A 14768-nucleotide genomic window follows, 5' to 3' on the forward strand; every position below is an offset into this window, starting at 1 on the left:
CATATGGCGATGAACTTCACCTTTAGCAGCGGGTTGGCGCAAGGCAATGCAGTGGCTTTCTGAACATACCGATACGATCAACCTGTTCGTCAACGTGGCGATGCTGATCGTCTGGATTCTCTATCTGCACTTGCTGTTCACCACCTTTCGGCAACAGAACCGGCCTAATATTCTTATTAATCGTAGCGCCGGGTACGACGCGGACAGCCGCTGCCTGATCAGCAATATGAGTTCGAGCCCGATCTACATTCAGGCCATTCTCGTGCAGTTGATCAAGGGCGAGCACATCTGGCAGCGCACGATTTCCGACACCATAAAGCTGACCGACGAGCAGGCGGCCAGCCAACCAATGGCGTCGACCCAGCAGGGTCCTCTACGCGACGGCGAGTTCCTCGATATCGGCACCTTCGGAAGGCTGGCCGAGCGTGTCATCAACTACCACCAGCGCGAGGATAACGTTCCAGACTCTATCGCCGATGCCGACAGGATCAAGGTAACGGTGATCGCGGTGTTTACGGCTCGCAATCACCTGATCGGGGCTCAGAGAAGCTTTGCCGTCAACAAGCGGCGCAACGTGGTCAGCCTCGTGCCGGACACGGTGATGGCAGAACAATTGATCGGTTGGCGGCAGCGCCGCGCCCTCGCCGCCGCCTTCACCTATTCGGCGTCGGGCGTGTCGGAACTACCCGAGGATCCGACTTCGCCTACGACTTGAGCCGATAGCCGGTGCGGAAAATCCAACCGACAACGCCGATGCAGGCGGCGAGGAATATACCAATCATCACCAGGCTGACGGAAACATCGACATCTGAGATGCCGTAAAAGCTCCAGCGGAAGCCGCTAACCAGGTAGAGCACCGGGTTCGCCAGCGAAATGGTCTGCCAGATCTCCGGCAGCACGTTGATCGAATAAAAGGTGCCGCCCAAAAAGGTTAGCGGCATGATCACCAGCAACGGTACGGTCTGCAACTGCTCCATACCCTTGGCAAGAATGCCGATGATGAAGCCAACGAGACTGAATGTCAGCGCCGTGAGCACCAGGAACAGCGCCATGAACACAGGATGTTCGATGCGTAGCGGCACGAAGAATCCGGCCGTGAGCAGCACGAGGATCCCGAGGATCATCGATTTGGTTGCGGCCGCACCGACATACCCCAGCACCACCTCGAAGTACGAAACCGGCGCCGACAGCAATTCGTAGATCGTGCCAGTGAACTTTGGAAAATAGATACCGAACGAACCGTTTGAGACGCTCTGGGTAAGAATCATCATCATGATCAGACCCGGCACGATGAAAGCGCCATAACTGACACCTTCGATTTCTGTTATGCGCGACCCGATGGCCGCACCGAACACGACGAAATAGAGCGAGGTCGAGATCACCGGCGCGATGATCGACTGCAGGGGCGTGCGAAAGGTGCGGTTCATCTCGAACTTGTAGATGGCGCGTATGGCTTCGAGATTCATTTGTCTTCCCTGACGAGGTTGACGAAAATGTCTTCAAGAGAAGACTGGCGTGTCTGCAGATCCTTGTAGCGCAGCCCGGCCTCGGACAAGGCTGCAAGCAGGGCCGCTATGCCGGTGCGCTCGGCATGGGCATCATAGGTGTAGACCAGTGTTCCGCCGCCTTCGGACAATTCAAGTCCCTGCTTCGCCAGGGCGTCCGGGACGGCCTCGAGCGGCTCCTGTAGTTGCACGATGAGCTGCTTGGAGCCGAGCTTGCGCATCAATTCGCCCTTGTCTTCGACAAACAGCAACTGACCGTGATTGATAACACCGATGCGGTCCGCCATCTCCTCGGCTTCGGCGATGTAGTGCGTCGTCAGGATGATGGTCACGCCTGACTGGCGCAGTTCGCGAACCAGCGCCCACATCTCTTTGCGCAGTTCCACATCGACGCCAGCGGTCGGCTCATCGAGAAACAGGATACGTGGCTCATGGCTCAGAGCCTTGGCGATCAGCACGCGCCGCTTCATGCCGCCTGACAGCTCACGCAGGCGATTGTCTTTTTTGTCCCACAGCGAAAGATCGCGCAGGACTTTTTCGATATGGGCGGGATTTGGCTTCAGCCCGAACAGGCCACGGCTGTGAGAGACTGTCGCCCATACCGTTTCAAACGCGTCGGTAGTCAACTCCTGCGGCACGAGCCCGATCTGGCTACGGGCGGCGCGGTATTCGCGCACATTGTCATGCCCATCGACAGTAACAGTGCCGCCGGTGGCATTGGTGATGCCGCACACAATGCTGATCAGCGTGGTTTTTCCGGCACCATTGGGGCCGAGCAGCGCGAGGATTTCACCGCGCTCCACATCGAGATCAACAGATTTCAGCGCTTCGAAGCCGTCATCATATGTCTTGGACAACCCGGCGATCGAAAGGATCGGCTGCGGCATGGAGAAGCTCCTGCAAGAAAGTGTACGGTATCGTGCCGGGCGGCAGGCGGGACCGGAGATGTGTGCTCTCACGCGCCGGATAGCAAGAGCAAGACGACAGGAAAATGACGGGGAGCGGCTGAAACACCCGGGTCGGCATCGTGATGCCGCTGCATTATGCTTGGCCCAAGGAGAATCGCCACATGCCGATCCGGCAATTGCCAGAACCGCTGATCAATCGCATTGCTGCCGGCGAAGTTGTCGAGCGGCCAGCCAGCGTCGTCAAGGAACTGGTCGAGAACGCTATTGATGCCGGCGCACGGCGCGTGCTGGTGACAACTGCGCATGGCGGCAAGAGCCTGATCCGCGTCGAGGACGATGGCTGCGGCATGAACGAAGCCGATCTGGCTCTGTCGGTCGAGCGGCACGCGACCTCAAAGCTCGATAGCGATGCACTGGACGATATCCGTACGCTTGGATTTCGCGGCGAGGCGCTCGCTTCTATCGGTTCGGTTTCGGAGCTGAGGATCTCATCGCGCCCCGCAGACGCCGAGAGCGGCTTTACTCTCACGGTTTCCAACGGACGGAAGCGACCGCCAATGCTGCTGGCGATGAACCGGGGAACCAGCATAGAAGTGCGGGATCTGTTCGCGCAGGTGCCGGCGCGTCAGAAGTTCCTCAAGTCGGACAGGGCCGAAGCCAACGCAATAACCGACGTCCTGCGGCGCCTCGCAATGGCCAACCCGGCGGTTCATTTCCGCATCGAGGGCTCGGACCGTTCGGGGCTCGACTGGCCGGCCGTCGATGGAGACGGCGCTCTCGCGACGCGGCTGTCGCAGGTGATGGGCGGGGAGTTCGTCGACAATGCTGTGCCGCTCGCCATGGCACGGCATGGCGTCGTCCTTGCGGGCATGGCCGGGCTGCCGACATTCACCCGTGCGAACTCGCTCAATCAGTACGTTTTCGTCAATGGCCGCTCGGTCCGCGACAAGCTCCTCACCGGGGCCGTGCGTGCCGCCTACGCGGATTATGTGTTCCGCGACCGGTTTCCGGTGATCGCGCTTTATCTTTCGATCGATCCGGGCGAAGTCGACGTCAATGTGCATCCCGCGAAGGCGGAACTGCGATTTCGCGATACAGGCGCCGTTCGTGGCGCGGTGATCCGTGGCATTGGCGAGGCGCTGCACGCTGCTGGTTTCAAGGCATCAAACACGGTCGCCGAAGATATCCTTGATGCTTTTCACGCGCCGGCTTCGGAGGCGGGCCCAATCGCGGCGGAGACGTCGAGCACGCGATTTGGTCTCGCCGAACCCGCCACGCCATTCCAGTACGCAACCGAGCTTACCCAGAGATCTTACGCCCCTTCCCTCGCCGAGCTGTCGCTTCCGAGCGCCCGTGTCGAGCCAGTGGGCGATGCTCTTCCCGATGACACGCACCCTCTTGGCACCGCCCGGGCGCAGATTTTCGAAAACTACATCATTGCGCAAAATGCCGAGGGGCTGCTGCTTGTCGACCAGCACGCGGCGCATGAGCGTCTGGTCTATGAGCGGTTCAAGGCGCAGTTGGCATCGGGGCCGGTTGCGAGCCAAGCACAACTGATCCCGGTGATCGTTGAACTGCCGGAAGACGATTGCGAACGGCTCGAAGATGTTGCGCAAACGCTCGAACGGCTCGGGCTTTATCTCGAGCGCTTCGGACCACGCGCCATCGCGGTGCGCGAGACCCCTGCCCTGCTTGGCCGCGCCGATATTGAAGGCCTCGTTCGCGACATCGCCGACCAACTGGCAGAATGGGGCTCAACCTCGGCCGTATCGGACCGGCTCGAGGCGATCATCGCCCGCATGGCGTGCCACGGTTCGGTGCGTTCCGGGCGACGTCTGCGGGTCGACGAAATGAATGCCCTGCTGCGCGACATGGAGGCGACCCCGCACTCTGGCCAGTGCATTCACGGCCGCCCCACCTATGTCGAACTCAGCCAGCGCGATATCGAACGGCTGTTCGGCCGCAGCCGGTAACCCTAGCTAAAAACGCTGGCGCCCTGATCGGCAGCGCCGACAAGGCTTCTGAAGCCTGCGAACAGTTCGCGCCCCATGCCGTAATGTTCTCGGCGCAAATCTTCGGTCGCCGGCGTACGTGCGAAAAACTCGCGTTCGTCCCCGATGAAATCCAGCGTTCCGCTCTCAGCATCGAGGCGGATGATGTCGCCGTCGCGGATCTTCGAGATGGCGCCACCATCGACAGCTTCAGGCGTCATGTGGATGGCAGCCGGCACCTTGCCCGAGGCACCCGACATGCGTCCATCGGTCAGCAACGCCACCTTGAACCCACGATCCTGAAGGACACCGAGAGCGGGCGTCAACTTGTGCAGTTCCGGCATTCCGACGGCGCGCGGACCGGAGAACCGAACGACAGCGATGATGTCGCCGGTCAATTCGCCTGCCTTGAATGCAGCCTGTAAACCTTCCTGTCCGTGGAAGACGCGCGCCGGCGCCTCAACGAAACGGTGCTGTTCTTTAACGGCTGAAATCTTGATGACCGACGTACCGAGATTGCCCTTGAGCCGCTTCAGCCCGCCTGTCTTCTGGAACGGGGTTTTCGTCGACGTCAGCACCTTTGGAAGCGCCGATTCAGCCGGTGACGGTTCGAACTGCAGTTCATCGTCGATCAGCTTCGCCTCAACGGCGTATCGCGACAGCCCGCCACCCCACACGGTCTTGACGTCCTCGTGCAGATATCCGGCCTCGAGCAGCTCGCGGATCAGGTATCCCATGCCGCCTGCAGCGTGGAAATGGTTCACGTCGGCGACGCCGTTCGGGTAAACGCGCGCCAGAAGCGGCGTCACATCCGACAGGTCCGACATGTCGTCCCATGTTACCTGCAGACCGGCGGCGCGGGCAATCGCGATCAGGTGCAGCGTATGGTTGGTGGAACCACCCGTCGCATGCAAACCGACGAGGCCGTTGACGATCGCCTTCTCGTCGACGATGTGCCCGATAGGTGTATAGTCATTGCCGAGGGCAGTCAGCGACAGTGCGCGCTTAGTGGCTTCCCTCGTCAAGGCATCGCGCAACGGCGTGCCTGGATTGACGAAGCTGGCGCCTGGCAGGTGCAGGCCCATGATTTCCATCAGCATCTGATTGGAATTGGCGGTGCCGTAAAAGGTGCAGGTGCCCGGCGAATGATAGGAGCGGCTTTCCGCCTCAAGCAGTTCGGCACGCCCGACCTTGCCCTCCATATAAAGCTGGCGGATCTTGCTCTTTTCGTCGTTCGGCAGGCCCGACGGCATCGGCCCGGCCGGGATGAACACTGCCGGCAGATGTCCGAAGCTCAGCGCGCCGATCATCAGCCCCGGCACGATCTTGTCGCAAATGCCGAGAAACACTGCAGCGTCGAACATGTTGTGGCTGAGCGCGATACCGGTCGCCATGGCGATGACATCGCGGCTGAATAGCGACAAATCCATGCCGGGCTGGCCCTGGGTGACGCCATCGCACATCGCCGGCACACCGCCGGCGACCTGCGCCGTCGCGCCGATGTCGCGCGCTGCCTGTTTGATGATATCCGGATAGAACTGATACGGCTGATGCGCAGAGAGCATGTCATTATAGGCAGTAACAATGCCCAGGTTGGGCACTGAACCGCCGGCAAGTGATGCCTTTTCAGACGGACTGCATGCAGCAAAGCCGTGTGCAAGGTTGCCGCAGCTCAGGGTCGAGCGATGAACGCCGTCCTGCCGGGCCTGTTCGAGCCTGTCGAGATAATCGCTTCGCGTGGCGCGACTGCGCTCCGCGATCCGGTCGGTGACATCCTGAATTGCTTTTTGAACGGACATATACGCTCCTTTGCTTCCTCCAGCCTACCGACTGGAAGAACCGCCATGGGCGCGGATGCACACCGCCAGTCCAGCGGCGATCCGCGCCTTCGCCGATGTCCGTGAGCCAGACCGGTCGATTGGGGACCGGCCCAGGTCAGCCTATGGACACCAGTAAACTGTCATCGGACGCTCGGCGCGCAGAACCGCGCGCACCGGCATGTCCTCTACCGGACCGTCGGCGAGCGCCTTTTCAAGCGTCTCAGCCTTCTCGTCGCCCTCAATGTGCAGATATAAACCGTCCGTTGCGAGGAGCCGCGACAGGGTGAACGTGATGCGCGGTTCGCCAGCGCCCGGCGCCCTGATCGCCACAACAGGCCCTTCGCCGTTCAGCGCATCCTCGAGCGCGTCGCCACCGGGAAAGAACGAGGCAGTGTGACCGTCATTGCCCATGCCCAACACGACTGCCGCGAAGGTCTGCGGCAGCGGCTTGAGCGCTTCGGTAGTGCGCGCCAAGGCCTCGGCGTCCGGCTCTTCTCCGCCGGAATAAAGCGGAATGAAGCGCGCCGTCGCGGCCGGGCCCTGCAACATCTTGGTGTTGACGAGGTTGGCGTTCGAGCGCTTCGAGAGTTCATCGACCCAACGTTCATCGACGAGCGTCACCAGCACTTTTTCCCACGCGATATCCTTGCGCTTGCCAAGAACAGCGAAAAATCTGGCTGGCGTCGATCCGCCCGAGACCGCGACCGAGGCGATCCCGTCGCGTTCAATCGCTTCGTTGATACGGGATGCAACGGCTTCAGCGAGTTCGGCTGCAAGCGTATCGCGGTCGGCAAAGCTCTTGCGATCGAGCATCAATTGTCATCCTCGTGCCAGGTGCGGCCATCGCGCTCGATAAGAGCGATAGAGCCCGTCGGGCCCCATGTGCCCGCCGTATAGGGCTGAGGCGGCTCCGAGGCACGATCCCAGGCTTCACGGATCGGATCGACCCAGCACCAGGCGGCCTCAAGCTCGTCGCGACGCATGAACAGCGTCTGGTTGCCGCGCACGACGTCGAGCAGCAGACGTTCATATGCCTCGGGCGTGCGCTCGCTAAACGTTTCGGCAAAGCTGAGATTGAGTGGGACTTCACGCAGGCGCATGCCGCCCGGACCCGGGTCCTTGATCATCATCAACAGCTTCACACCCTCGTCAGGCTGCAGACGGATGATCAGCTTGTTGGACTTCGGCGCGCCTTCGGCGTGATCGAAGATCGAGTGCGGTATCGGCTTGAACTGGATGACGATCTCGGAAACACGCTTCGCCATGCGCTTTCCGGTCCGCAGGTAGAACGGCACGCCCGACCAGCGCCAGTTCTCGATTTCAGCCTTCAGAGCTACAAACGTTTCGGTACGCGAACCCTTCTTGTCCTCCGGCAACTCATCCTGATAGCCGGCAACCGAGGTCGTCTCGGACGCCACGCCGCGATACTGGCCACGCACGGTGACCTTGCCGACATCACCATTGGCGATGGGCTTGAGGGAACGCAGAACCTTGAGCTTTTCGTCACGAAGGGCGTTGGCATCGTCCGAGGCCGGCGGCTCCATCGCCACAAGGCACAAGAGCTGCAGCATGTGGTTCTGGATCATGTCGCGCAAAGCGCCCGATTCGTCGTAATAGCCGCGCGTCCCTGCGCCGACGGATTCCGCCACGGTGATCTGCACGTGGTCGATATGCGCGGAATTCCAGATCGGCTCGAACAGCGTATTGGCGAACCGAAGCGCCAGCAGGTTCTGGACCGTTTCCTTGCCGAGATAATGATCGATCCGGTAAACCTGATCTTCCTTGAAGATCTTGGCGATGCCGTCGTTGATATCTTCAGAGGATTGCAGATCGTGTCCAAGCGGCTTTTCCAGCACGACACGCGCATCACGGCGGTAGTATTTGCGCTTGCCGAGATAATCGGCGATCGGACCGAAAATATCCGGGGCAACGGCGAGGTAGAACGCGCGCACGACCTTGGTGTCGTCGCGTAGCGCCTTGCCGAGGTCCCCCCAGCCTTCGCGGTTCATCACGTCATTGATGACGTAGGAGAAGATGGAGACGAACCGATCGATCGTGTCCTTGTCCTGATAGTCTTTCTCGACGAAATCGGCGATGGCCTTGCGCGCAGCCTCCTGAAAGTCCTCATCGGACAGGGGCGAGCGCGACACGCCAATAATGCGCGAGTTCTCATCGAACTGCCCGTCTAGGAAGCGATGATAAAGCGCCGGGATCAGCTTACGCTTGGTCAGGTCGCCTGTTGCGCCGAACACGACGTAGTCAAAAGGCTGGACCGGAATGATGCGGCTGGACAATGTGCGTCCCTTTCAGCAGGTAGTCAGGCAGCGGGGAAGTGTTGCTTGGCGAGAATCAGTGCCCCGTGCAGCGGTTCATAAAGAGAGCGTCGAACGAACTCTCCATAGCGGTCCTCGAACTGAGGGAAAAGACGCTCGCCAAATCCGCCAACGATTGCCATCGTCGAGATTGAGCAGGATTTGAACCAGCGAACGTAGGTATCTACGTAATCAAGTTGGATCCTGATCATCTCGTGAGCAACCGGATCGTCCTTGTCGAGATAATCAAACAGCATCGGCATGAAGCGCGCGAATTCTGCCGGTGCCCGACCGATGAGAAGATCCGAGTGCGATTCTCCCGCATCATCCGACACGACACGTACATTGCTTCCGGTGCCGAACGACCAGCTCATCACGGCCTGGTTGTCGCCGCCGAGCGCCTCGATCACAGCGCGGGTCAGCGGCGAGTGCTCGCGCAAACCGTCTTCCGCCTCGACAGCATAGCGCACCAGTTCACGGCCAAGAATGGCGCCAGACATCTGGTCGCCAATCTGGAAGCCCCAGCCCCCGGCCTGGTAGCGCTTGCCATCGACAATGCCGAGTGCTGCCGAGCCGGTGCCGACGATGATAACGCCACCGTCACTGCCGCCAAGCGCCCCGGCATGCGCTATATCGATATCGTCAAACACCTTGACCGCAGCGAACGGCCATTCGCGCGCCTCGAAGGCAGCACGGGCCGAGTGCATACGACCACCGGCCATGCCGAAAACCGCAAAGGTGTTCGCCGTCTCGGCAAAGTCGATGCCGGCTTCGGCAAAGGCTTCGCGCGCGCCCGTGGTGATCGCGTTATAGGCCGGCAAGCCTTCGTCAATCTGGAGGTTGGACCGGCCACCCTTGACCTCGGCCAGAGTGTTCAGATCCTTGTCAGCCAGCCTGACGCGGCAGTTGGTGCCGCCACCATCGACGCCGAGATAGTAAGTGGGCACGCCGGCGCCTCCTTGATGCACAAAGCGTTACGCGGTTGCGGCGGACCATAATGGCAAAGCCACTAAGACGAAAGTAGGATAGGCCGGTATTTTGTATTGGCAAATCGGGTTTTTGCATGCCTGACTTGCGGCAGACGCGGCGCAACTGCACCAATGGGTGAAACGCAATTCGAGGAGGTCTTTGATGGCGCGGCATGTCTTGATCCTTGGCGGCGCACGATCGGGAAAATCGGCACTGGCAGAAAACATCGCAACGTCGCTCGGTTCGCGCCCCGCCTATATCGCGACAGCGGAAACGCTCGACGAGGAGATGAAGGAGCGGGTTCGTACGCATCAGCGGCAGCGCCAGGGTCGGTTCGAAACCATCGAAGAGCCGATCGACCTGGTGGAGAGTCTTCATGCCGCCGCCGCGCACCACGATGTCATTTTGGTCGATTGCATCACCCTGTGGATCACCAACCTCTTGATGGTGGAGGCCAACGTCGCCGGCGCCGTAGAGGAGTTGACGCAGGCACTACGCGAAATCGAGAGCACCATGGTCGTGCTGGTGTCGAACGAGGTGGGCCTCGGTATCGTCCCCGAGAATGCAATGGCTCGTAGTTTTCGTGATCTCGCCGGTTCGGCGCACCAGAGATTGGCGTCAGTGTGCGACCACGTCTATTTTGTTGCTGCCGGCCTGCCACTGGTGATGAAGGGACAAGCGCTCTACAGCCGCTAAATCATAGCGCCGGCAGCGCCAATGCCACGATCAGCGCAGCGCCCAGCAAGATGTTGAGCGTGCCGCGATAGAGCGTCAGGGCCTGCCGGATATCCGCTGGGCCGAGCGTCTTGCGCCCATCACCCATTGTCGGCAGGTCCACCATCTCGCCGTCGTAGCTGCGCGGTCCTCCGAGGGCCATCCCGAGAGCGCCCGCCATTGCCGCCTCCGGCCAGCCGGCATTCGGCGACTGGTGCTTTGAAGCATCGCGCTGCGCCGTCTGCCAGGCGCGCGGCGGGCTGGCCCCGGGCATCAGAATCGCAGCGATCACGATCAATCCGGCACTGAGCCGCGCCGGCACGAGGTTCACCAGATCATCGAGCCGGGCCGAGGCCCAGCCGAACTCGGCATAGCGCTCATCGCGGTGCCCGACCATTGAATCAGCGGTGTTGATCGCCTTGTACAAGGCGATGCCCGGCAGGCCGAAGATGAACAGCCAGAAGAACGGGGCGACGACACCGTCCGACGTGCTTTCAGCCAGCGATTCGACCGCGGCGCGACTGACCCCGGCTTCATCCAGCCGCTGCGGATCGCGCCCGACAACGTGGCTGACAGCCTCGCGCCCGTCGGCAAGAGAGCGCTCGAGCCCATCGGCCACTGCGGCGATGGCGCGACCGAGCTCCTTCTGCGCCAAAAATGCGGTCGCAAGGATCGCCTCAAGCACCCAGCCGAACGGCATGGCGCGCAGGATCTGCTGTATGGCGAAACTTGGCACGAAGACCGCGACAAGCACGACGGCGAGACAGACAACGCCGCGGTCACGACGCTTTTGCGGATCGAGCGATGATTTGTTGAACCGCCGATCGAGCATTGCGATCAGCGCGCCTACCCACATGACCGGATGGCCGATGGCGCGCATGACGCTATCGGGATAGCCCCAGATCCGTTCCACCAGAAGGGCCAACGGTGCCAGAAGCAGGCTCATTCGATAACCTCGCCGGCAAGCGACAAAAGCTGGTCGAGGTCGACGCAGTGTTCGAGATGAGCGGCCAGATCATCAAGCGCCTGTTCGACGCCCGATTCATAGCTCTGCCCCTTGGATGGATCGAGGTGCAGAAATGCGCGGCGGAAGCTGTCGCTCGCGAACACGCCGTGCAGATAGGTGCCGGTGACGCGGCCATCAGCGGATTGTGCGCCCTCCGACACACCGGCCAGTTGCGCGAATGGATTTGAGATGTCCGGGCCCCTGCTGACGCCCATATGCATGTGGTAACCCGAAAGCGGCGTTCCGGTGATGACGTGCGTGCCGGTTTCGAGACGAAGCTGTTTTTGCGGCTCGATGATCGTATCGATGTCGAGCAGGCCCAGCCCCTCGCTAGTACCGGGGTACCCCTCGACGCCATCTGGATCGGCAATAGTGCGGCCCAACATCTGGTAGCCACCACAAATACCAAAAATCCGGGTTCCGAGGCGGTACAAGGCCCGGATATCCTCGTCCCAGCCTGCGCTTTTCAGCGCTTCGAGGTCGGAGCGGGTCGCTTTCGAGCCAGGCAAGACGACGATATCGGCGTCACGTGGAAGCGGGTCGCCTTGATTGACCATGACAAGGCGCACATCGGGTTCCGACCGCAGCGGATCGAGGTCGTCGAAATTGGCGATGCGCGGCAGTCGCGGCACCGCGATGGTGATATGCCCTACGCTCGCTTCAGCAGGAGCATCGAGAGCGAGCACGTCCTCTGCGGGCAGTTTGCGCGCATCGGCGAAGTAGGGCACCGGGCCAAGAACCGGCCGTCTGGTGGTTTCGGCAATGAAGGCCGCACCGTCGCTGAAGAGGCTTGGATCGCCCTGGAACTTGTTGATCAGGCTGGCTTTGACGAGGTCTGCATCCTCGGGAGCGATCACCGCGAAGGTCCCGACAATGGCGGCAATGACGCCGCCGCGCTGGATGTCGCCGACCAGCACGACGGGGACGTTGGCAGCGCGGGCAAAGCCGAAATTGGCAAGATCGGCGGCGCGCAGATTGATCTCGGAGGCGCTGCCGGCGCCTTCGACCAGAACAAGGTCAGTTTCTGTTGCGAGTTCGTGAAAAGCACCGAGAACCTCGGGCATGTATTCTGCGCGGCGCTTGAAGTAGTCGCGGGCGCTCATCGAGGCCACGCGCTTGCCGCGCACGATCACCTGGGCGCCGGTTTCCTGTTCGGGCTTGAGCAAGACCGGGTTCATCGCCGTGATAGGAGCCAGACGCGAAGCCCTGGCCTGAAGCGCCTGAGCGCGACCGATCTCTCCACCATCTGCGGTGACTGCGGCATTGTTGGACATGTTCTGCGGTTTGAACGGAGCGACCTTCAGGCCGCGATTTGCAAAGGCACGGCAAAGGCCAGCGACGAGCATTGATTTACCGACATCCGATCCGGTACCCATGAACATAAGCGCCCGGGTCATTGTGATGCCCGATCGATGACATGGGCGTATGAACCCATCACCCGGCCAACGACGGTGCCCATTGGCGGCAGTTGCGTGCCCTCGGCATCGCTGGCGCCGAACAGCGGATCGCCGCCAAACGCTTCGACACTGGAATAATGGAACTCGTGCCCTCTGAGGGCAGGGGGCCAGACCAACGGGCTATCGTGGTTCAGGACACGATATCCGAGGGTTCGGCGTGGCCTGTCGATGCGCGTCACGACGGGGAGCAAGCCGGCCATTTGGTGCGGGATGCCAGCCTTGTCGATCAGCGCTTCGCCCAGCGCCATGAAGCCCCCGCATTCGCCGTAGATCAGCGCGCCGCGGGCCTGCGTTGCGGCGAGCCCCGCCTTGAATGTGCTGGCAGCGGCCAGCGTCGCGCCGTGAAGTTCGGGATACCCGCCCGGCAGGAACACAGCATCGGCCGATGAATCCGGCGCTTCGTCCGCCAGCGGCGAAAACGGCATCAACTCGGCCCCAGCCCGCCGCCAATCCTCAAGCAGATGCGGATAGACGAACGCGAATGCACCGTCCGTTGCAATGGCAATGCGCTGGCCCAGCGGCGCAAGGCCTGAGACAGCGTCTTCGGGCTTTGGTAGCGCCAGAGCAATCGCTTGCACCCGACTGAGATCGAGGTGATCCGTGACGATCCCGCCGGCATCAGCGACGACGCTGTCGAAGTGCGCGATCTCGGCTGGAAGCACCAGCCCGAGGTGTCTTTCGGGCAGCGCGAGGCCAGTGCGGCGGGGAATGGCGCCGAGGCATTCAATGCCGGTCGCGGCAAGCGCCCTCATCAGCATGCGTTCATGCCGGGTGGTCGCGACGCGGTTGAGAATGACGGCGGCGACGTTCACATCGTCGCGCCAGCGCGCAAAACCGGAGACCAGAGCGGCGACGGACTGGCTTTGACGCTCGGCATCGACCACCAGAACCACCGGGAGCCCCAATGCTGCGGCAAGGTCTGCTGTAGAGCCCTGACCATCTGCGGCGCCATCGAACAGCCCCATGACACCTTCGACGACAAGCAGATCGCTGCCGTGAGCAGCGGTGCTTGCCAGATGCTTTAACCGATCCGGCGGCATTGCCCACGGGTCGAGGTTGACCGCGGGGGTGCCGGCCGTGTGGCCGAGAATGGCCGCGTCGATATAGTCGGGTCCGGTCTTGGCGGCGGCAACGTTCGTTCCGGCGGCTCTGAGTGCTGCCAACAGCCCCAGCGTCAGCACGGTCTTGCCGGAGCCCGAGCGCGGTGCGGCGATGATCACGCCGCGCGGATCACCCAAAGCCATGCTCCCGTGCTGCCCCGACATACCAATCGAGCGACTGCCGAAACCCGCTGACAGGGCCAAGAACGACAATCGCCGGCGTTGGAACAGATTCGAGCGCGCCTGCAGCACCCAGCGTTGTTTCGATCACCTGCTGTTCGGGCGCAGCAGCATTTGAAACGATCGCCAACCGATCGTTGGGGTCGCGGCCAGCAGCTAGGAGGCGCTGGGTGATCGAGGACAGGTGCTTGACGGCCATGAACATGACGATGACCGGCGCTGCTTTTGCGACCGCCTGCCAATCGACCGACTGCGGCATGTTGCCGGTATCGTCGTGCCCGGTCAAAAAGATCACCGCCTGGTTGGTATCGCGATGGGTGACCGGGATGCCGGCATAGGCCAGGCCGCCAAGACCGGCGGTGATGCCGGGGACGATCCTGAAGCTGATGCCCTGTTCGACGAGCGCTAGAGCTTCCTCGCCGCCGCGCCCGAACATGAACGGATCGCCGCCCTTGAGGCGCAGAACACGCTTATTGGCGCGCGCATACTCAACGAGCTTCAGGGTGATATCGACCTGCTTGGCGCTCGGCTTGCCACCGCGCTTGCCTGCAAAGACGCGCTCGGCGCGCGCCGGCGCGCAGGCCAGCAGTCGCTCCGAAACCAGCGCGTCGTAAACGATAACGTCGGCCTGCCCCAGCGCATGGTAGCCGAGCAGCGAGATCAAACCCGGCGCACCCGGACCTGCACCCACAAGCCAAACGGAGCCCGGCTCGAAAGGCGGAAAATCCGCCTTTTGCAGAGCCGCGAAATGCCCGCTCGGAATCAGCCGTGACAGCAGTCGTCGAAACATGCGTTTCCCCATTGCG

The 14768-nt window shown here is 61.7% G+C and carries 13 protein-coding genes; 3 read left to right on the top strand and 10 right to left on the bottom strand.

Going from position 1 to position 14768, the window contains the following annotated elements; all coding sequences use genetic code 11:
- Positions 1-46 precede the first annotated feature (46 nt).
- The gene (locus IE127_RS14200) at positions 47-715 is read left to right on the top strand and encodes a hypothetical protein (protein WP_189426374.1); all 669 of its coding nucleotides are present in this window, start codon (positions 47-49) and stop codon (positions 713-715) included.
- On the opposite strand, the gene IE127_RS14205 is transcribed toward IE127_RS14200, so the two are convergent.
- Both IE127_RS14205 and IE127_RS14210 read right to left on the bottom strand, forming a co-directional pair.
- Complete coding sequence (locus IE127_RS14205; RefSeq protein WP_189426375.1) at positions 705-1466, bottom strand: ABC transporter permease; 762 nt, start codon at positions 1464-1466, stop codon at positions 705-707. The two genes, IE127_RS14200 and IE127_RS14205, sit on opposite strands and share 11 nt — an antisense overlap.
- Entirely contained in the window at positions 1463-2392 is a 930-nt protein-coding gene (locus IE127_RS14210; protein ID WP_189426376.1) for an ABC transporter ATP-binding protein, read from the bottom strand. The genes IE127_RS14205 and IE127_RS14210 overlap by 4 nt, the downstream gene beginning before the upstream one ends.
- A 182-nt stretch (positions 2393-2574) precedes the next feature.
- On the opposite strand from IE127_RS14210, the gene mutL reads away from it, so the two are divergent.
- Complete coding sequence (mutL, locus tag IE127_RS14215) at positions 2575-4386, top strand: DNA mismatch repair endonuclease MutL (RefSeq protein WP_189426377.1); 1812 nt, start codon at positions 2575-2577, stop codon at positions 4384-4386.
- Between the two features lie 2 nt (positions 4387-4388).
- On the opposite strand, the gene edd is transcribed toward mutL, so the two are convergent.
- The 4 genes from edd to IE127_RS14235 form a co-directional block, all read right to left on the bottom strand.
- Positions 4389-6203 (bottom strand): phosphogluconate dehydratase, encoded by a 1815-nt coding sequence (edd, locus tag IE127_RS14220; RefSeq protein WP_189426378.1) that lies wholly within the window; start codon positions 6201-6203, stop codon positions 4389-4391.
- 141 nt (positions 6204-6344) lie between these two features.
- The gene (pgl, locus tag IE127_RS14225) at positions 6345-7037 is read right to left on the bottom strand and encodes a 6-phosphogluconolactonase (RefSeq protein ID WP_189426379.1); all 693 of its coding nucleotides are present in this window, start codon (positions 7035-7037) and stop codon (positions 6345-6347) included.
- Positions 7037-8518: a glucose-6-phosphate dehydrogenase gene (zwf, locus tag IE127_RS14230; protein WP_189426380.1), complete on the bottom strand. Its 1482-nt coding sequence runs from the start codon at positions 8516-8518 to the stop codon at positions 7037-7039. The genes pgl and zwf overlap by 1 nt, the downstream gene beginning before the upstream one ends.
- A 23-nt stretch (positions 8519-8541) precedes the next feature.
- Positions 8542-9483, bottom strand: a complete 942-nt coding sequence (locus IE127_RS14235; protein ID WP_189426381.1) for a glucosamine kinase nucleotide-binding domain-containing protein — start codon at positions 9481-9483, stop codon at positions 8542-8544.
- A 184-nt stretch (positions 9484-9667) separates the two neighbouring features.
- Here IE127_RS14235 and cobU point away from each other — a divergent pair, with 184 nt between their 5' ends.
- Positions 9668-10201 (top strand): bifunctional adenosylcobinamide kinase/adenosylcobinamide-phosphate guanylyltransferase, encoded by a 534-nt coding sequence (cobU, locus tag IE127_RS14240; RefSeq protein ID WP_189426382.1) that lies wholly within the window; start codon positions 9668-9670, stop codon positions 10199-10201.
- A 1-nt stretch (position 10202) separates the two neighbouring features.
- On the opposite strand, the gene cbiB is transcribed toward cobU, so the two are convergent.
- From cbiB to cobA, 4 genes are read right to left on the bottom strand one after another with little or no spacing between them, the layout of a single operon-like run.
- On the bottom strand, positions 10203-11165 hold the full coding sequence (cbiB, locus tag IE127_RS14245) for an adenosylcobinamide-phosphate synthase CbiB (protein ID WP_189426383.1): 963 nt from the start codon (positions 11163-11165) through the stop codon (positions 10203-10205).
- Positions 11162-12622, bottom strand: a complete 1461-nt coding sequence (locus IE127_RS14250) for a cobyric acid synthase (RefSeq protein ID WP_244640204.1) — start codon at positions 12620-12622, stop codon at positions 11162-11164. Before IE127_RS14250 ends, cbiB begins: the two co-directional genes overlap by 4 nt.
- Positions 12619-13926 carry a cobyrinic acid a,c-diamide synthase CobB gene (locus IE127_RS14255; RefSeq protein WP_189426384.1) on the bottom strand — a complete coding sequence of 436 codons (1308 nt, stop codon included), beginning with the start codon at positions 13924-13926 and terminating at the stop codon, positions 12619-12621. Before IE127_RS14255 ends, IE127_RS14250 begins: the two co-directional genes overlap by 4 nt.
- Entirely contained in the window at positions 13913-14752 is an 840-nt protein-coding gene (gene cobA / locus IE127_RS14260) for a uroporphyrinogen-III C-methyltransferase (protein ID WP_189426385.1), read from the bottom strand. The genes IE127_RS14255 and cobA overlap by 14 nt, the downstream gene beginning before the upstream one ends.
- Between the last annotated feature and the right edge of the window lie 16 nt (positions 14753-14768).

The sequence above is a fragment of the Devosia pacifica genome, assembly GCF_014652635.1.
GTDB lineage: Bacteria > Pseudomonadota > Alphaproteobacteria > Rhizobiales > Devosiaceae > Devosia > Devosia pacifica.